20 protein-coding genes are annotated in these 19,040 nt (G+C 39.6%); 2 read left to right on the forward strand and 18 right to left on the reverse strand.

Annotated features, from left to right (window positions below; translation table 11 throughout):
• Positions 1 to 74: 74 nt before the first annotated feature.
• Positions 75 to 974, forward strand: coding sequence for a tyrosine-type recombinase/integrase (locus tag BTU61_RS08665; protein ID WP_200773204.1), 900 nt, complete (start codon positions 75 to 77; stop codon positions 972 to 974).
• Positions 975 to 1,375: 401 nt separating this feature from the next.
• Here the strand turns inward: BTU61_RS08665 and BTU61_RS08670 are convergent, their stop codons facing one another.
• The 11 genes from BTU61_RS08670 to rlmB form a co-directional block, all read right to left on the reverse strand.
• A complete protein-coding gene (locus BTU61_RS08670) occupies positions 1,376 to 2,980 on the reverse strand; it encodes an ATP-binding cassette domain-containing protein (protein ID WP_200773205.1) in 1,605 nt (534 codons plus the stop codon).
• A complete protein-coding gene (locus tag BTU61_RS08675) occupies positions 2,973 to 4,040 on the reverse strand; it encodes an ArsR/SmtB family transcription factor (RefSeq protein WP_200773206.1) in 1,068 nt (355 codons plus the stop codon). The genes BTU61_RS08670 and BTU61_RS08675 overlap by 8 nt, the downstream gene beginning before the upstream one ends.
• An 850-nt stretch (positions 4,041 to 4,890) precedes the next feature.
• The gene (locus tag BTU61_RS08680; protein WP_200773207.1) at positions 4,891 to 5,217 is read right to left on the reverse strand and encodes a hypothetical protein; all 327 of its coding nucleotides are present in this window, start codon (positions 5,215 to 5,217) and stop codon (positions 4,891 to 4,893) included.
• 8 nt (positions 5,218 to 5,225) lie between these two features.
• Complete coding sequence (locus BTU61_RS08685; protein ID WP_200773208.1) at positions 5,226 to 5,522, reverse strand: hypothetical protein; 297 nt, start codon at positions 5,520 to 5,522, stop codon at positions 5,226 to 5,228.
• 13 nt (positions 5,523 to 5,535) lie between these two features.
• Positions 5,536 to 6,924: a hypothetical protein gene (locus tag BTU61_RS08690; RefSeq protein ID WP_200773209.1), complete on the reverse strand. Its 1,389-nt coding sequence runs from the start codon at positions 6,922 to 6,924 to the stop codon at positions 5,536 to 5,538.
• 1 nt (position 6,925) lies between these two features.
• Positions 6,926 to 7,516 carry a hypothetical protein gene (locus tag BTU61_RS08695; RefSeq protein WP_200773210.1) on the reverse strand — a complete coding sequence of 197 codons (591 nt, stop codon included), beginning with the start codon at positions 7,514 to 7,516 and terminating at the stop codon, positions 6,926 to 6,928.
• Between the two features lie 153 nt (positions 7,517 to 7,669).
• On the reverse strand, positions 7,670 to 8,062 hold the full coding sequence (gene rpsI / locus BTU61_RS08700; RefSeq protein ID WP_000075969.1) for a 30S ribosomal protein S9: 393 nt from the start codon (positions 8,060 to 8,062) through the stop codon (positions 7,670 to 7,672).
• Positions 8,063 to 8,080: 18 nt separating this feature from the next.
• Positions 8,081 to 8,527, reverse strand: a complete 447-nt coding sequence (gene rplM / locus BTU61_RS08705) for a 50S ribosomal protein L13 (protein ID WP_200773211.1) — start codon at positions 8,525 to 8,527, stop codon at positions 8,081 to 8,083.
• Between the two features lie 152 nt (positions 8,528 to 8,679).
• Positions 8,680 to 9,543: a DegV family protein gene (locus BTU61_RS08710; RefSeq protein WP_200773212.1), complete on the reverse strand. Its 864-nt coding sequence runs from the start codon at positions 9,541 to 9,543 to the stop codon at positions 8,680 to 8,682.
• Positions 9,543 to 10,055, reverse strand: a complete 513-nt coding sequence (locus BTU61_RS08715) for an NYN domain-containing protein (RefSeq protein WP_200773213.1) — start codon at positions 10,053 to 10,055, stop codon at positions 9,543 to 9,545. Before BTU61_RS08715 ends, BTU61_RS08710 begins: the two co-directional genes overlap by 1 nt.
• A gap of 18 nt (positions 10,056 to 10,073) precedes the next feature.
• The gene (rlmB, locus tag BTU61_RS08720; protein WP_200773214.1) at positions 10,074 to 10,802 is read right to left on the reverse strand and encodes a 23S rRNA (guanosine(2251)-2'-O)-methyltransferase RlmB; all 729 of its coding nucleotides are present in this window, start codon (positions 10,800 to 10,802) and stop codon (positions 10,074 to 10,076) included.
• A gap of 96 nt (positions 10,803 to 10,898) precedes the next feature.
• Between rlmB and BTU61_RS08725 the strand changes: the two genes are divergently transcribed.
• Positions 10,899 to 11,861, forward strand: a complete 963-nt coding sequence (locus BTU61_RS08725; RefSeq protein ID WP_200773215.1) for an aromatic acid exporter family protein — start codon at positions 10,899 to 10,901, stop codon at positions 11,859 to 11,861.
• Positions 11,862 to 11,951: 90 nt separating this feature from the next.
• On the opposite strand, the gene BTU61_RS08730 is transcribed toward BTU61_RS08725, so the two are convergent.
• From BTU61_RS08730 to cysE, 7 genes are all read right to left on the reverse strand, one after another.
• Positions 11,952 to 13,619: a glycoside hydrolase family 13 protein gene (locus BTU61_RS08730; protein WP_200773216.1), complete on the reverse strand. Its 1,668-nt coding sequence runs from the start codon at positions 13,617 to 13,619 to the stop codon at positions 11,952 to 11,954.
• Positions 13,620 to 13,684: 65 nt separating this feature from the next.
• On the reverse strand, positions 13,685 to 14,815 hold the full coding sequence (locus tag BTU61_RS08735; protein WP_200773217.1) for an ABC transporter ATP-binding protein: 1,131 nt from the start codon (positions 14,813 to 14,815) through the stop codon (positions 13,685 to 13,687).
• A 107-nt stretch (positions 14,816 to 14,922) separates the two neighbouring features.
• Entirely contained in the window at positions 14,923 to 15,786 is an 864-nt protein-coding gene (locus BTU61_RS08740; RefSeq protein WP_200773218.1) for a helix-turn-helix domain-containing protein, read from the reverse strand.
• Positions 15,787 to 15,790: 4 nt separating this feature from the next.
• Positions 15,791 to 16,177: a Mini-ribonuclease 3 gene (locus BTU61_RS08745; RefSeq protein WP_200773219.1), complete on the reverse strand. Its 387-nt coding sequence runs from the start codon at positions 16,175 to 16,177 to the stop codon at positions 15,791 to 15,793.
• Entirely contained in the window at positions 16,170 to 17,513 is a 1,344-nt protein-coding gene (gene cysS, locus BTU61_RS08750; protein ID WP_200773220.1) for a cysteine--tRNA ligase, read from the reverse strand. The genes BTU61_RS08745 and cysS overlap by 8 nt, the downstream gene beginning before the upstream one ends.
• A 20-nt stretch (positions 17,514 to 17,533) precedes the next feature.
• On the reverse strand, positions 17,534 to 18,400 hold the full coding sequence (locus BTU61_RS08755) for a GNAT family N-acetyltransferase (protein WP_200773221.1): 867 nt from the start codon (positions 18,398 to 18,400) through the stop codon (positions 17,534 to 17,536).
• Between the two features lie 12 nt (positions 18,401 to 18,412).
• Positions 18,413 to 19,030 carry a serine O-acetyltransferase gene (cysE, locus tag BTU61_RS08760; protein ID WP_003013745.1) on the reverse strand — a complete coding sequence of 206 codons (618 nt, stop codon included), beginning with the start codon at positions 19,028 to 19,030 and terminating at the stop codon, positions 18,413 to 18,415.
• Positions 19,031 to 19,040: the final 10 nt, after the last annotated feature.

Genomic DNA, 19,040 nt, shown 5'->3' on the forward strand with positions numbered 1-19,040 from the left:
TAACTATTTATTATCACTATACAAAATGCCTAAATAAGTTTAAAATAACATGATTATTATTAAAGGAGTTATTCATGGATTCTAAACTTATTTCTAATTACTTAAGTTACTGCAAAACGCATAAACGTTTAAGCACACATACAATTCGAGCTTACAAAAATGATCTTTTACAATTTTACAATTCAAACTACAATAATGTTGAATCATATATTGAGTTTTTAACAAAATCAAATATAAAATCAAACACTCTACGACGAAAAATCGCAAGCTTGAAGGTTTTTTATAACTATTTAAAATTTCAAGATATAATTGATGAAAATCCTTTTAATCAACTACGATTTCAATTTCGGAAGGAAAAAATATTACCTAAAACCATACCTTATGATATTTTAAAAAGTGTCTACTCATATTCAGAACAAAAAGTTATCTATTCAAAATCTAAATATCAAAAACAAAAAGCTGAAAGAAATTTACTAATCATTTCCTTATTACTTTCAACTGGCATTCGGATTTCTGAGCTTTGTCATATTCATCTTAAAGATATTAATTTTTCAAATAGAACACTTCATATTATCGGGAAAGGAAAAAAAGAACGTATCCTCTTTTTAGGAGACCAAACAACCTTTAGTTTATTGAAAACATATATAAATAAATACTGCGTCCGACCTAATGACTATTTATTTACTGGTCAAAATCCTCTTAAAGCACTGTCAGAACAAAGCGTACGTCTAATTTTAAAGAAGCTGGTTAAGAAAAACAACTTATCTATAACTATTACGCCACATATGTTTAGACACAGCTTTGCTACAATGCTACTGGATAAAGATGTAGATATTCGTTATATACAGCAAATACTTGGACATAGCTCTATTTCTGTAACTCAGATCTATACTCATGTGTCTCAATCAAAACAAAAAGAAATACTCACTCTGTGTAATCCCATATCTTCCATTCGTTCTCGACCACAAAAGTAAAATAATTATAGCTAAATCAAAGCAGTTTGATGATTTCCCTCTAGAAATTTTTACTCTACTATTTTTAAAAGAACAAGTATCTAATTTCATTATTATCAACAAAAGGTAGTTCTATATTTTTGAACTACCTTTTACATATTATAAATTATCAAATTAAGTTAGACTTTTCATGTAACTCAGAAAAACATACATATATGGGGTTTGAGAGTTCAAGTAATTCCTCAAAGTCTTTGAAATTAAAAACGCATAATATCAGGTATTCAAAAAACTGATATTATGCATTTTATTTTAGTCTAAATTAGGGAGATTATTTCCAGATAAAGTTTTTGACAAAACTCTTATCTGTTTAAGGTACATTTCCCCCATATCTTTGTTGACAACAACTATCATTGTAAAACAGATTACTTAAAGCAACGACTATCTAAAACTTCATCAAATAGTTCAAGGACTTTAGATTCTGTATTATGGCTGATATAGATAACACCAATATCCTGTAACCCTAATATTGTCTCTTCAATGGCCAATCTATTTTCTTTATCGAGCTGTGAAGTTGTTTCATCAATGATAATAAAATCAACATCCTTAACAATCGCCCGAGCCAAAGCAATTCTCTGTTTTTCTCCACCTGATATAGCTAAACCATTCGAGATAAGTTTTCTATCTAAACCATATAAATTTTCACCAACAAAAGAACTCAATTGAGTTTTTTCAACCACTTCAGCCAGTTCCTGATCTGAAATTGATTTACCTAATGTAATATTCTCTCTGATTGAACCATTTATTAAATAAATAGATTGGTCAATATAGGCTATACGCTTGTAGTAACTTTTTAGATTAATTGCATTAAGATCACAACCGTTGATAAAGATACTCCCTGATTTGGCCTGTTTCAATCCTAATAATAACTGTAAAAGAGTTGATTTCCCACTTCCAGACTCCCCAACAATGGCATATTTTCTCCCTTTAATAAAGGTCTGAGAAAAATCGTCAAAAATCACATGATTATCATACTGAAAAGAAATATCAGCTAAGGAAATATTATTTACCCTCGAGTCAACTTCAATAGTCTCAGTAACTGTTTTAGTCTGAAATTTCTGTAATAAAACATCTGATGACTTAAAGATTGTAATGGAAGAAGTCAAACCCTGAATACCGTTAAATAAGTTACCAGATAATGACGCTATACTGAATACACTACCAATTGTCGTTAACCCTATACTAGAAATATAGAGAGTAAAAATAATTAAGCCTATTTGTGAAAAAAGCGAAACCAACAATACTACACTTCCAACCTTTGCTTGCGTCATAGAAAATCTAAATTGATGTTCTTCTTTTGTTGTTGAAGCATTGTTCATCCTTGAAATAAAACTTGCTAACGCATCTCCAAGGAAAAACAGGCTCAGTCCCTCCATATTGTCTCTCACTGCCTCTGTATACTCTTCATTTGCTCTCGTATACTTTTCTTGTGCTATTACAACATATTTTTGAGATAAATTGGGAATAACGAGTGATATTAAAAGAAATGCTACTGATATCAATGCAATTGACCAATGTAATATGAAAATTGAAATAAAAGCACTAATTACAAGAGATAACATATAAATAAAAGTTAAAATATTTTCAAAAGCCTGAGCTTCTATCTGTTTTGCATCGTTAATAAACCAAGAAATAGCTTTTCCTGTATCTCGTTCCGCAATTAAATCAGATGAATTTTCCACGACATTATCAGTGATTTGTGTTTTCAACAAAATATTTGAACTTTTTAAATATCTTGCTTTAAAGTAATCTGAAAGAAATGAGAGAAGTACTGTTACTAAAACAATAAACCCAAGAATATATATCGCACGAAAGAATCTATTTTGACCGAGTTTATAACTATCAAACAAAAATGTTAATGAATAAGACATGATCGTGATAGATATTGCAAATAATATTTTAAAAATAATAGCAATAAGAGTATCTTTCCAATTTTTCTTTATGATGTTATATAGTAGGATATTACTCATATTTTTCACCTCCCAATTGAAGCAAGAAACTTCCTATCTGATTGATTTCTGATTGGTTCACTCTATAATAGATTCTTTTCCCTTTCATTTCTGATTGAATCAAATTTTCTTTTAATAAATGAGATAAGTGGTGACTAATAGTTCCTGTTGAGATAGATAATTCTTCTGAAATTTCGCGTCCATACATAGATTTTTTTGATAACATTAAAATAATATTAAAACGAGTCGGATCCGAAATAAGAGATAATTTTTGGATCATATCCTCTTTTTTTTCCTCAACTGATTTTGGCTGCCCCTTTAATAAGGAGGGCACCAGACCAAAATAACAAAATCCTTTTGTTAATTCCCCTTCCAAAAATAAACTAAGTCCAAAAAGTTGTGGGAATTGAATAAACAACGTATATTCAACGTCAACAATAGTATGGTTTTTACTCAGAGAATCTATTGTAGACTCCAATTCTTCACTTATGAGCTTCTCAGTGCCCATCTCACTATAAACTTCATCAAGTCTACTAAGTATCAAATACTCCTGATTCTTAATTACTTGTTCCATTGATAAAATGAATTGATATAACTGATCAAACGTATGATTTATATTATGCAGTAGTTTATAAATTAGATACCTTTGTTGTTCATTAAATAGTTTTAAATTATCAATTTCATGAAGGTGAAACTCTGGAGAAAGTTCGTATCCTAAAGATTGCATATTCTTAATAAACTCTGATTTTATAACAGAAAGCAACTCAGAAGTAGAATAGTTTTTAATAGTTTTTTGCAATCTAGAATATGTCAAGAAATAAAGAATTTCAGGAGTTTTCTCATTCCTATAATTTTTAAAGAAGATTTCTATTTCAGAAAATTCGTTTAAAACGCTCCTACCTTCACGCCTAATATTGTTATAGAAAGAAATCAGATCTTGATGTTCAAGATCGATCTGTTCTTTTGACAGTTCATATTTTTGATAATTTATCGGTAAATCTGAATCTGTTTTTTCTTCCCAATTACAAATTCTCGTAGCTAATAGCAATGCCTCATTAAAATAGTTAATTTCTTTTTTCATACAACATCTCTTTTCGTGAACTATAAAATAAATGGGAAAATTTTCTTATCATCTGCATCCTTGTTGACAACATCAATAATAGTCAATATCCCTTCTTTATTTGTCTATATTTTACCAATATGTTTTATATATGTCAATCATTATATTTTATAATCATGAAACATTATTTCGGATTTCCTTATATTCCAACATTTATAGTAATTGTTTCTACTAAAAATATTCAAAATTCAAGTAGGGCTTACTAACTTACTAGTGAAAGATTTTGTTTACTACCCAAATTTACTCTTTTAACACTATTACTATTTTTCGATCCATTAAGCTTTTAGAATTCAAGAATCATCTTGTTGGAAAAATTGAGGGAAACAGAAAAAGCATCCCGTATTTTTGATACGAAATGCTTTCAATAAGTGTAAATAAGTTTTAACGTTTACTAAATTGTGATGCTTTACGAGCTTTCTTAAGACCTGGTTTGGAAAGAATGAGTTTCAGTTGGACTAAAAATAGCGTGATATCAAGGGTTTTCAGAACGATATCTACTTTTTAATTTCATAAAATTTGAATCAATATTTTTTAAATAGGGGAATAGTTTAGTTCTGTAAGTATTAATATAACACACCATAAAGCTTATTATATCAGATTTTCCCCCAACTTTAGAAAAATAAGTAGAGAAAAAAAAACATCTGGATTTCCCAAAAAATCTTGATCAAACAACATTTACAACTAGTTGACGTATTTATAAATAAAAGGAATCGCTATCAAAAATTGGTTTATTCAATTTGGAATTTACACAATTTTTCAGACAATTGGAGCAAGTAGTATTACTATGAAGTATTATAAATAGTAATAGGAGTTAAACCTTCTTCTTTTCTTTTTCAAGAGATTCCATGTTTTGATTGTAAAGTTTATTCTCTTCCTGATATGTTTGGCTTAATCGAGTTTCAAACCTAGAGATTCTCTTTTCAAAGTTGTCTCTATTTTCTTCTAATTGCCACAATTCAAGCATTGGAAGTTCTTGATGATGGTTATGACAATAGGAGATGATAAGATCGGTCAAATCCTCAGATAGTCTTTTTGCATCTCGCCTCATATCTTGATAATCTAATTCATATTCTGCTACTTTCCTTCTAAAAACTTGATGATCACTCTCGACTTTACTAATTTTATCATTGATATTCATGAATTCTCCTAAAGTATTGGACTGGACAGATCAGGTTTAGGTACTTCGGTTAAAGTTTTGTTGATGGCATCAGCAGCTCCCCCCGTTAATCCTCCTTCTAGGGAAGCAGGTACTTGAAAAGTGGAAAAATTCTGCATTTTAAACGCCTGAAAGTCCAGCCATGTTTGTAAAATGGCTCCTTCTGCCATTAGGACAGCTCTTGTTGTTGAAACTAAGGCCTGGATTGCCAATCGTTCTTGGACTTTCATATATTCAATTTTTATGCGCTCTGCTTCTAATCGATCTTCAGTATTCGGTTCAATCATTCATTAACTCCTTTTAATTGCTAAAAATCTTGGCACCTATTTGATCACTTTCAATAATTCTATCAGTAACCTTATTCAGATTATCGGAAATTTGAGACATTTTATTCTTATAAGCGCTTGCTGCAGAGACAGTTTCTGACTCTTTCCCACTGTTCCATGCAGTATCCAAAGTTAATTCAGATAATAGAACTTCTACTTCACTAGATGGTAAGTGATGAGCAATACTATATGCTTCTGATTTAAGGGATGAAATTTTTTGAGAAACTTTTTCCTTTTCAGATTCAATTTTTGATTTAATTTCTTCCTCGTAAACCTCAGCTTGAAGTTTCGTGGTTTCCGCACTTACTCGGACCAATTCTTCTCTTAAACTAATTTTTTTACTACTGGAACTAGTCTTCAAGGAATCCTTTAATTCTTTTATTTGTTTGATATTTAAAGAAATTAAATCTTGTTTAGTTAGCTCAGGAGCGAAAGGACCGTAATTATCTAGATACTTTTTGACGTAAGACTCTGGTAAATTATAACTACCTTTTACTTTAAAATAATCAAGTATTTTTTTCGTTTTATATTCTGCAATCTTTCGGACTTGTTTTTCTGTCATGCCAGAAGCAAAACGGTTATGCTTATAATACCAGTCAATGTCTAAAGCATTACCCTTCATATGTGGTGTCCTAGGTGAATGTCCATCTTCGTCTCCAACGACTTCAAACATCATTGTTTTTCCATAGGGAACAGCACCACCATTACCATCAAGATTAACAACGTCCCCTCTACTATCTCTATAGATCGTAGCGTTCTTATTAAGATAGGCTACCTGTTCCTTTGAAATACCACCTGTATCTACAGCTTTTTTAGCTGCGAAATCCATAAAATTTGTAACTTTAATAGTCCGATTCTCTTTAAGTCCATACTTTGAAGCTGTATAAGCTACGCCAGGTCCTGCTTGACTATGCCCAGACATGTTAGAAATTATACCATTATGAGATTTTATCTTCTCTTCAGTAATTTGATAAAACATATCAATATCATCTGCTTGGGGAGTCAGCATTCCTGGAAATATACCAAACGCCCCACTAGCAAAGAATGCTCTTTCAGACGAATCAACAATGTCTCTATTCTTTTTAAAAAAATAAGATTGATCACCTGATTCTTTAAAATTTTCACCCGGAACCTGAGTCCCTGCAACAACAATAGTTGTTTCTTGATAGTTAGGATTATTACCTTTTTTATCATCAACAGGGACAAAAGCAATTGCTTGAGTAGTGTCATTCATACTGTTAACAATTTGAAAATATCTCTTTTCTCCATTTATAAAATAGGGTTCTATATCACCAGGTTTATCTCTAACTTTACTTTTGAGACCCAATTGTAATTGTTGAATCTCTTCATCAGATAAGGTCATATCAGTAGTCTCCTTTACTCAAGTTAACATTATAAACAATTTCTGCATTCGGACTCCCCTTATCATCCTTAACAACATCTTTTAACTGACCATCTTCAACCAATAATTCAATATTTTCATCTATAAGCTCCTGTTTAGTCAGTTTAACTTCATTAGGTAAGTGTTGTTTATTGGAGACATCAATAAATTTCCCATTTGAGTCCATTAATTCTATAGATTCACTTCCATCTCCATAAAAATCAACTATTATATATGAGACGATACCAATTTTACTTGGAATTACATTTTTAACTTTAGTACCAAGAGTGGCTTTATTTCCATGCTTATCATAAATAGTTGGACGAATATAGACATTTGAGAATGTTGACCCTTCCTCAGTAACGTAGATTGGGGAAAATTCAATCTTTTCAACTCCTGAGTAATACTCTTTGATATAAGTTCCTAGTTGCTCTTCTAGCAAACGAAATCCATGCTGATAAAGTTTGGCTGTTTTGGGGCCAAGATTGGGTTTAGTCAGCTTATTATACATATATGTTCCTCCAAATATAAGAATTATTACAATAGCAATTATTTTAGTAACCTTATTTCTCATTAGTCGCCTCCGATCTAATTGATTATCCATCATTTTTTTGCATGCAACCGTATTACTTATTATAACATAATTGCCAATTTGTAACATTAAGCCAAACAGAAAAAGCATCCCGTATATTCGAAACGAAATGCTTTCAATAAGTTTAAATAAGTTTTAACGTTTACTAAATTGTGATGCTTTACGAGCTTTCTTAAGACCTGGTTTTTTACGCTCAACTTTACGTGAGTCACGTGTAAGAAGTCCTGCACGTTTCAATGAATCGCGGAAGTCTGGGTCTACTTGAAGAAGGGCACGAGCGATACCGTGACGGATAGCTCCAGCTTGACCAGCGTATCCACCACCTACAACGTTAACGAAAACGTCGTATGAACCTACAGTTGAAGTAACTGCGAATGGTTGGTTGATGACCAAACGAAGGTCAGCGTGTGGGATGTACTCTTCAACATCTTTTTTGTTAACAGTGATTTTACCAGTTCCTGGAACAAGGCGAACGCGTGCAACAGCGTTTTTACGACGTCCAGTACCTGCATATTGTGCTTGTGACATACTTTATTGTTCCTTTCCTTAGATAAGTCCTGAAATATCAAGAACTTCTGGTTGTTGTGCAGCGTGAGTGTGTTCAGCTCCAACGAATACTTTCAATTTCATACCTTGAGCGCGGCCAAGAGTATTGTGTGGAAGCATACCTTTAACTGATTTCTCGATCAAACGTACTGCATTTTTAGAACGAAGTTCACCAGCAGAGATTGATTTCAATCCACCTGGGTGGTTTGAGTGAGTGTAGTAGATCTTATCAGTTGCTTTTTTACCAGTCAATTTAACTTTTTCAGCATTGATAACGATTACGAAGTCACCTGTATCAGTGTGAGGTGTGAATGTTGGTTTGTTTTTTCCGCGAAGCACGCTAGCAACAACTGCTGAAAGGCGTCCAAGAGGTACATCAGTTGCGTCAACAAGGTACCATTTGCGTTCTACTTGGCCTGGTTTAGCCATGAATGTAGTTTTGTTCATGATTTCTCCTATATGAATGTCGTTTTTGTTTACAAGGCGGATGTTCCGGTCCGCAGGGTATTTGAAAGGTTCCGGGGCCTTACAAATGGGGTAAACAATACCGCCTACTATTGTATCAAAATTCTAAGATAAAAGTCAACCGATTTGGAAAATTATTTGCGATTTTCTTTTCCAATGACAAATCCGATCAAGGAATTTGGGCCGACGTGGGCGGAGATGACTGGTCCAAGAGGCATCACAAGGACTTCGTCGATGCCATCAAGCGCAAGCATTTCTGCCTTCAACGCTTCGGCTCCTTCTAGATCATTGGTATAAGAGACCAAGGCTGTGCTTTCACCGATATCGGTTTTGATCAACTCCAGTAATTCTCGGACGGCTTTTTTGCGACCACGAACTTTCGTAATGGGCACTAACTTCCCTTCCGCATCAATCCAGAGAATGGGCTTGATGCTGGCTAGACTTCCCATGATCGCAGCGCTCTTTGAGAGGCGGCCACCACGCATGAGGTGGTAGAGATCATCAACGAGGAAATAGGTCCGCAGTTTTGGAGCTAGAGTCATGATCTCTTCTTTGGCTTCTGCTAAGGAGCGACCCGCATCACGCGCAGCTACCGCCCGCATGACTAAGTAGCCCTCTCCAATCCCTGCCGCTTTGGGGTCAACAATTTCGATTATCCCTTCTGGGTAGTCTTCCAAGACTAAATCGCGCGCCATAACTGCACTCTGATAGGTCCCAGATAAGACCGATGAAAAGGCGACATAGAGCACAGCTTTCCCTTCTTTGGCAAACTGCGCAAAGCTTTCCTGAAATTGGCCCACATTGACCTGACTGGTTGTCGGTTTGGCCCCATTTTTCATGGCTTCTAACAGCTCAGGGCTGGTCAATTGACCTTCTCCTACTGTCTGGTATACTGTCCCGTCTAACTCAATGGTCAAGCCGAGAATGGCTACCTGGTGTTCCTTAGCCCATTTTTGGTCCAAATCTGCAGTTGAATCAGTCAAAATTTCAAATGTCATTACTTGTCTCCCATCATTTCTTGTAATTGTCGCAATACTTGGTGATCGAGCGGTCTCATGGGTGGTTTTTGATCATTGACCACTCGCTGCGCCTGATTGAGGCTTCCTTTGACGACCGCGACTCGTTTTTCTAACTCTCTCGCAGATACCCGAAGGGCCCCTTGAGCAAAGACAGTCCATTGCTCATTTAAGTCACTGGTCGCGACGGATACTTGGTGGAGGGGCGTATTGAGCTCTGCCGCCAAGCGCTCGATATAGTCATCTGCCGTCTCATCCTCACCGGTAAAGACCACCTGAACATTGAACTCCTCATAGGTCTGCCTCACTCCTGGCATATACTGGGCATCAAAGACACAGATGACTTCGATCCCTTCAAAGCTAGCATAATGGCTCAGCTTTTGCAGGAGGATGTTGCGCGCCGCATCGAGCTCACTTTTTTGAAAGAGCTGGCGGGTCTCCTGCCAAAAGGCAATCATATTGTAGCCGTCAACCAATAAGATTTTTCGTTTCATATCATTGCCTTTCTATGTTTATAGTCGGTTGCGAAAGACCTCGTACATGAGGATGGCTGCTGCCACACTGGCATTGAGGCTTTGGACATGGCCATTCATAGGAATGGTGATCATCTCATCGACTTGCTTTTTGATATTGGTTGAGATCCCTTTTCCTTCATTGCCAATGATCAAGGCCAACTTACCAGCCGTATTCCACTGATGAGATGGCGTCCCATTCATATCGGTTCCAAAGATCCAGAAGCCCTCTTCCTTTAACTTGTCTAGGGTTTGGCTGAGATTGGTCACACGGGCAATGGGAATGTGTTCCACTGCTCCGGTAGAGGTTTTTGACACCACTGGAGTTACTCCGACTGCCCGGTGCTTAGGAATGATGACCCCTGAGACATTGGTCGCATCAGCTGTCCGCAAGATAGATCCAAGATTGTGCGGATCGGTCAAGCCATCGAGAATCAACAAAAGCGGGTTCTCTTCTTGGGCTGTCTGTTTCAGAATCGCTGCCAAGTCTGTGTAAGCAAAGGCTGCGACGCGAAGGACGAAGCCTTGGTGAACAGCTCCCTCTGTCATTTCCTGCAGGGTTTTCTTTGGCGTCCAAGAAATCGACACCTTCTTTTCAGTTGCTAAGGCCTTGATCTTGTCGACATTTTTTCCTCGGAGATCTTCTTGAATATATAATTTATTGCCTGTATTGGCTTGTAAAGCCTCGGTGACTGCATGGACACCGTATACGATATCGTTCATTTCCATAGAACTAGTATACCACAAGAAAGGAGGATGAGGCCAATTCATGATATAATGAAATGAAATCTATCTCATTGAAACCAGTCAAATAGAAAGGAAGCCATGCCTCTTTTTCAACGAGCTATCAAGCTCACCTTGGCCACCTGTTTAGCAGCTGCCCTTGCTGCTGCTCTGGGCTTGACCTATGCCATCTCAGCTGGCGTCATTGCCATCTTGAGTATCTCTGATACGCGTCGCAGTACGATCAAGCAAGCCTACCAGCGCTTTATGTCGACCTTGCTAGCTCTAACAATCGGAAGTCTCGCTTTTTCCTTTTTAGGATTCAACCTTTGGGCACTGGGAGTCTTTATCGCTCTCTATGTTCCATGCGCCTTTCTAATGGGATGGCAGATCGGCATCACGCCTAGTACGGTCCTCGTCACCCATCTCTTGATTGAGCAGTCCACTTCCTGGGGGCTCTTGCTCAATGAACTTGCCCTCTTTTTAATCGGGACCAGCTTTGCCCTACTGGCCAATCTCTATATGCCTTCTAATCAGGCTGCGATTGATCACTACCATGATGTTGTCGAAGACCTACTAAAGAAGATTCTTGGTCGTTTTGCGGAATTACTTGGTAAGGGGGATGGTCGCAACGATGCCCGCTTGATCAAGGAGTTGGATGATATCCTAAAGGACGCTTTGAATCTGGTCTATCTGGACCACTCCAACCACCTTTTTCATCAAACCAACTACCACATTCACTACTTCGAAATGCGCAAGCGCCAAAACGACATCCTACGGGATATGGCTGAGAACGTCAACCGCTGTCGGTTAGCAGCTAGTGAAAGTATGATCCTGGCTCAACTTTTTAAGAAGACTGCGCAACAGTTAAGTCAGGAAAATCCTGCCCAAGATCTTCTAGATGATATTACTCAGTATTTGGCGATCTTCCGCGAACGGCCCTTGCCCAAGACTCGGGAAGAATTCGAAACACGCGCCACCTTGCTTCAATTGTTGAGAGACTTAGAAACCTTCATTCAGGTCAAGGTCCATTTTTACCAGCAATTTCATCAGGAGACAGAATAAGGTTTTTTAATGATTTAAAAACGCATCTGATCCTATTTTTTGGACACGTGATCAGATGCGTTTTCCTATAGCTACTTTTCGCTTTTCTCCTTATTCCACCAATTCCAACACGACAGTTTGGTAAGGGGCCAATTCTAATACTTGCTCTCCTTCTTGGAACACCCCTGCGGTATTATTTAAAACGACCGTTTTAATCGGAGCTGGCAAATCCAGGCTAGCCGAGCGATTTTGGAAATTACTGACAATCAAGAGACGCTTGTCCCCACGGCGTTCGAAGGCGATGATATTCTCACGGTCCCGATAAGCTGGGATCATATCTCCAAATCGGATGGTATTTCCATAGAGGGGATGACGATACAAGGCCGTCAGCTGACGGTAATAATTCAAAATAGAATCTGGATCCTTTTCCTGGTCTTCCACATTAATGGAATCATCTGGTTTGGGACTGATCAACCAGGCAGGTCCATCGCTAAAGCCTAGACCTGGCTCTGCTGACCATTGCATCGGCGTCCGCGCATTGTCTCGGCTGTAGTTGGCAATTACTGCTAAGGCTTCTTCCTCGCTCAAACCAGCTTCTTTAGCGACATGATAGCCATTGATGGTCGCGATATCATCAAAGTCCCCTACTGATTCAAAGACTTGATTTTCCATTCCAATTTCTTGGCCTTGATAGATAAAGGGAATTCCCTTGCGCAAAACCTGAATAGTTCCTAAGGCTTTTTTACTGGTGTCGTTTACTGGACCTTCAGCAATATAATGGGACACCCCACGAGGCTCATCATGATTTTCAATGATGGTTGAGAGGACTCCAATGCTATCTGCGCGCTCATGCGCTTGGAAAATGCTCACCTTGAGTTCGTCTGCTGTTGGAAGACTATGGTCAAACCAGCCTTTTCCTTCTTGACCCAGCATGGTTTGTTTGAAATCAAAGATCGATGAGAAAACGCCATCTTTTCCGATAAAGAAATGCAACTCTTCGTCGGTTTCATTGAACACTTCCCCAACAGTGAAGGCATTGTACTTGGCGAAGGTCCGCTCTTTTAACTCTTGCAAGAATGGTTCAATCGGTTGGGCATTCACTAGAGACTCCGGTACTGGGACCAAGCCATTTTCGCGATCAGACGGAAGTGAACGCCATTCTAAATCCTTTTTGATATTGATAATGGCATCGATCCGAAAACCCGCAATCCCCTTGTCCAACCACCAGTTGATCATGGTGTAAATTTCCTCGCGCAAGACAGGATTTTGCCAATTGAGGTCCGGTTGATCCTTGTGGAAAGAATGAAGATAGTATTTGTTGGTGCCAGGAACCGACTCCCAAACACTGCCTCCAAAGTAACTTTCCCAGTTGTTGGGCTCCTTGTCACTTTCGATAAAATAAAAGTAGTCCGCATAAGGGCCATCTGGATCCACTAAAGCTTTTTGGAACCATTCGTGATGGCTGGAGCAATGGTTGACTACCAAGTCCATGATGATAGAAATGCCCCGCTTCTTGCCTTCCGCAATTAGCTCTTCCATGTCTTCCATAGTCCCAAAAAGGGGATCAATGGCATAGTAGTCTGAAATATCATAGCCTTGGTCAATAAAAGGACTCTTGTAAACAGGGGATAGCCAGAGAATATCAATCCCCAATTTTTGCAGGTAATCGAGTTTTTCCGTGATGCCTTTTAAATCCCCAACACCATCTCCATTACTATCCTTAAAGCTTTTCGGGTAGATCTGATAAGCGACCTTCCCCTTCCACCAATCTTTTTCCATGTCTTGTCTCCTTCATATAAAAGAGACTGAGACAATTTGTCTCAGCCTCCTTTCAAACTCAATGATTAGTAAATTGTTTTTTCAGTTTCTTTATCAAAGAAATGAGCCTTGTTCAAGTCAAATCCAAGTTCGATGGTCGCACCTGTATCAAGATAGTCACGTGCATCTACTTTTGCAACGAATTCACTATCCCCAACTTGGCAGTACAAGTGAGACTCAGAACCCAACAACTCAGAAACTGAGACAGTTGCAGTGACAACTGATTTAGGGAATGTATCAAGAAAGGCAGTTTCTGTATTCACATCTTCTGGACGGATACCAAAAATGATTTCTTTTCCTTCGTAGCCTTTTTCCTTCAAGACTTTCAAAGCTCCTTCTGGAACTTTCAAATCCAAGCCATTGGCAACGATACGGTCTCCATCTAATTTCACATTGATGAAGTTCATCGCTGGGCTTCCGATAAATCCTGCTACGAATTTGTTCACTGGGTTTTTGTACACTTCTTGAGGAGTACCGATTTGTTCCACACGTCCGATAGTACCAGTACCAGCAGGGTTCTTCGTTGCTGACATAATAACGATACGGTCAGCAAGTGTCATCGCTTCTGTTTGGTCGTGAGTTACGTAGATAGTTGTAGCTCCGATACGACGGTGGATCTTAGCGATTTCGGCACGCATGGATACACGAAGTTTAGCATCCAAGTTTGACAACGGTTCGTCCATCAAGAACACTTTTGCATCACGGACAATGGCACGACCCATGGCCACACGTTGGCGTTGACCACCTGAAAGGTCAGCTGGTTTACGTTCCAAGAATTCTTTCAAGCCAAGGATTTCAGCTGCTTCTTGGACGCGTTTGTCGATGTCTTCTTTGCTGTATTTACGCAATTTCAAACCGAAAGCCATGTTATCGTATACAGTCATGTGTGGGTAAAGAGCGTAGTTTTGGAATACCATGGCAATATCACGGTCTTTTGGAGCTACGTCGTTGACAACCACGCCATCGATAGAAGCAGTTCCTTCTGTGATGTCTTCAAGACCTGCAATCATACGAAGCGTCGTTGATTTCCCACATCCTGAAGGTCCTACGAAAACGATAAATTCTTTGTCTTTGATGTCCAAGTTGAAGTCTTCAACTGAGTAGTGTTCGCTGTTTGGATATTTTTTGTAAATATTTTTAAGATTTAATTCTACCATGATGGTACTCCTTTGATGTTTATAGTTCTATTGTAATTGAAAACGCTTCACATTTCCATGGCAGCCTGAACAAAATAAAAAAAGAGTTTTGTGCAAGGTGCACAAAACTAGAGATGATCTTCTAAAATAACCTGGTAACACAGGCTCAGATCTGTTAATTCCTTGAGCGAAAGACCGGTCAATTCTTCCCACTTATCAATCTTATATTGGAGAGAATTGCGGTGCAAATAGAGCTGTTGAGCTGCCTTGGTCACCACTGCCGCATTGTCCCACAGGGCCAAAATAATTTCTTCTAATTGATCCTGACTGCTAATCAACTGATGCAAGCCTTGCTTGATCGTCGCAAGCTCTTCTATCGATTCATTCAGGGCCCAAAGGTAGAGCTGGGAGAAGCGATGGACAGCGGAGATCCGATCCTTATAGCCCCAAGTCTGGATCACCGCGCGTTCAGCTTGAACCAGTGTGGTAAGGGGCAATCCTGCTTGGATAGGCCAGACTTGACCCAAGACCAAGACCATCCCAAGGTTAAAGTCATACTCCATGGCCGATAAGGTATCTCTGAGGATCGCTGCAACCGAATAAAACTGACTTTGATCCAAGATAAAGAGAATATCCTGACTACCGACCTGAAAATCTGTCACATAATTTGGAAATAGCAGGCGCATCATCTCAAGCCAGGAGGCAAGGCCCTCAGCCTGGGCATGTGTCAGATGGCAATGAAGGACCTGGAGTTTTTTCAAAGGAATAGGCAAATCTCCTTGACCTTCTAATAAATAACGGTACCAAGGGTCTGTCGGCACATTGACAACTTGATCTGTTAAGAGTTGCAACAACCTTTGCTCCCGATCTGTCAGTTGTTCTTCTGGTAAGAGCAACCAGCGATGAGAAGGCAGAGCAAGCGTTACCGTTCCAGACTTTTGCACCGGATGCTCTAGAATTTCTCCTTCAGGAAACCAATCTAAGATATCCATTCTATCACCCTTCTACTTCCTGGATACACCAGGCAATCAGCTCTTCTAAACGAGCAAGCTCACCCGTCATATGGAGATAACCCATGACCGCCTCAAAGCCCGTCGACATGCGGTAGGTTACGATATCCGCATTTTTGGCCTTGGTGTGGCTATTGGTATTGCGACCGCGCTTGTAGATCTCCAACTCTTTTTCTGTCAGAATGTCTTGCTCCAGCATGCTTTCAATCAAGCTGGCCTGAGCTCTAGCAGAGACATAGCGGGTTGCAGTCTGATGAAGCTTATTGGGCTTGGTCATCCCTTGAAAAATCAGGTGCCTGCGAATATACATGGAATAGACCGCATCTCCCTCAAAGGCAAGGGCTATGCCGTTAATCAGATTGACATCAATCACGTGTCCACCTTACGCCTTCTTTTGTATCCAAGAGCTTGATTCCTTGCGCAGCCAATTCATCACGAATGGCATCTGCTCGCGCAAAATCTTTCTTAGCCCGCGCTTCTTGGCGTTCAGTGATCAAGGCTTCAATATCCGCATCCAAGACTTCTTCAACAAAGACCACTCCAAAGACTTCTAACATCTTTGCCAAGGCCTCCTTAACGTCTTGGTTGTAGTGGCCTGAATTGATCCATTTGGCCAATTCAAAGACAACGGTGATCCCGTTTGCCGCATTGATATCTTCATCCATAACCGCGATAAACTTGTCCACAAAGCCTTGCAAGTCTGCTGGATCCACTTCTCCTGCGAACGGTTGTTCATAAGTATTTTTCAAATACTTAAGGTTGGTTTCCGCATCGCGCACCGCTTTTTCTGTGAAGTTAATCGGCTTACGGTAGTGCTGGGTCGCAAAAAAGAAACGAAGCACTTGGCCATCAATGGTCTTCAAAGCATCATGCACAGTGATAAAGTTGCCCAAAGACTTGGACATTTTGACATTGTCGATATTGACAAAGCCATTGTGCATCCAGTAATTAGCAAAGGTCTTCCCTGTTTTAGCTTCAGACTGGGCAATTTCGTTGGTATGGTGCGGAAACTCAAGATCCGCTCCTCCACCGTGGATATCGATGGTATCTCCCAAAATCTCAGTTGACATGACTGAACACTCAATGTGCCAGCCTGGGCGACCTGGGCCCCAAGGACTGTCCCAAGAAATCTCACCTGGTTTAGCAGCTTTCCAAAGGGCAAAATCGACTGGATTTTCCTTGCGAGCTGTTTCTTCATCTGTACGACCTGAAGCACCTAACTCCAAGTCTTCTAATGTTTTGTTAGCCAACTTAGCATAGTTATGGGATTTTTCTACACGAAAATAAACATCGCCTTGGCTCTCGTAGGCATATCCTTTTTCGATCAAGTCAGCGACAAAACGAATGATGTCATCCATAAACTCAACCACACGAGGGTGACGAGTTGCAGGTTTCACGCCAAGAGCCGTCACATCCTCACGAAATGCAGCGATGTACTTATCTGCCACTTCCTGAGGCGTAATGCCTTCTTCTTTGGCACGGTTAATGATCTTATCATCCACATCGGTAAAGTTGGAAATGTAGGCAACTTCATAACCACGATACTCAAAGTAGCGACGAATGGTGTCAAAGGCTACCGTTGAACGGGCATTCCCTACGTGGATATAGTTGTAAACCGTTGGCCCACAAACATACATGCGGACCTTTCCTTCCTCGATGGGGACAAATTCTCGCAAATCGCGAGACATGGTATCATAAATTTTTAACACGCTTCATTTCCTTTCTGTTTCTACTCTTTTGGCGTCAAATAAACCACCTGAGTCTGTTTGACAAAGCCAATCTTTTCATACAAGCGTTTGGCACCAACATTGCTATCTTCCACTGCAATCTGGAACTCCTTATCATTTTGCTCAATGAGTTGGTTGACGAGGGATTTTGCCAGATAGCTTCCGTAGCCTTTTCCACGTTCAAGTTCAGCTATTGCTAAACCGTAGAAGTAATTGGTATTACTCGATAAATCAACCGTGCAAGTCCCAATAACCTGACCATTTTTTAATAAAATATACAGACGACTTTCTGGATCTTTCAGAGCTTCAGCGACATATCTATCCACAACTTCTCTCGATTCATGTTCCTCTGAAAATACCTGAAATTTTAACTGACTAATTTGATCCTGATACGAACGATCTGCTAACAAAACTTCCAGATTGGAATCATTTGCTAACAGATATGGTTTTCTATCCTTACCTAACCAGGTTTCTGTCTCTTCATCCTCGACTAGTCCCCAATTGCTGGCAAAATCAGGATGGCGCCCTAGAAAAATACGCTCTGTCTGAAAAGTCACAGACTCAATTGGATAAGATGCCGTTTCTTTCTCAAAACTTCTATACAATGCACGCGCAATTCCCTGCCGACGGTGATTAGGGTGGACCAGAATCGCTAGTTCCACATCTGGGTCATCTGCATAGACGGTTAATAGTCCAACAGGTTCGCCTTTTTCATAATAAAGGAAAAAGGCAGGCATGTTGGGATCAAAATTGAGCATATTGGAGAGATAAGGATCCCGAAACGTTCCGTCATACTTCTGACAGGTGGCAATAAGGGCCTTTGCTTCCAGTAGCTGGTGGTCATTCAATGAATTAGTTGATTGAATCACGTAGCGATCTCCTTACAAGCTCGAAGACCGATGGCTGGCTTCCTTAGCATGCTCCAGCTTGTTCATGTAGTATTCCCGTTTTTCTTCTTCTTGGTGAATGACTGGTTCGTCTTTTCGACCGTGCACCCGCACAATCTTGGCAGGAACACCGACAACGGTCACGTCACTTGGTACATCTGAGACCACGACAGCTCCTGCTCCGACCTTGGCCTTGGCTCCGATTTCCACCGGACCGATGACTTGGGCATGAGCGGAAACCAAGGCTCCTTCACGAACCGTTGGATGGCGTTTGCCGACATCCTTTCCTGTTCCCCCAAGGGTTACCCCGTGGTAGAGCATGACGCCTTTTTCAACAATGGCTGTTTCCCCGATAACGAGGCCCGCTCCATGGTCGATAAAGACACCAGAAGCAATGGTCGCACCTGGATGGATCTCAATCTGGGTCCAAAAACGCCAAAATTGGCTGTGCATCCGCGCCAAGAGCTTAAAGCCATGGTTCCACAAAAAGTGGGAAACACGGTGAGCTGCCAGTGCTTTGACGCCCGGATAGGTCAAAAGGACCTCCAGCGAGGTACGTGCTGCTGGGTCATTTTCTTTTACAATATCGATGGTTTCACGCCACCATCCCATACCGTGCTCC

Origin of the sequence: Streptococcus lactarius (genome assembly GCF_016642265.1) — a bacterium.
Taxonomy (GTDB): Bacteria; Bacillota; Bacilli; order Lactobacillales; family Streptococcaceae; genus Streptococcus; species Streptococcus lactarius.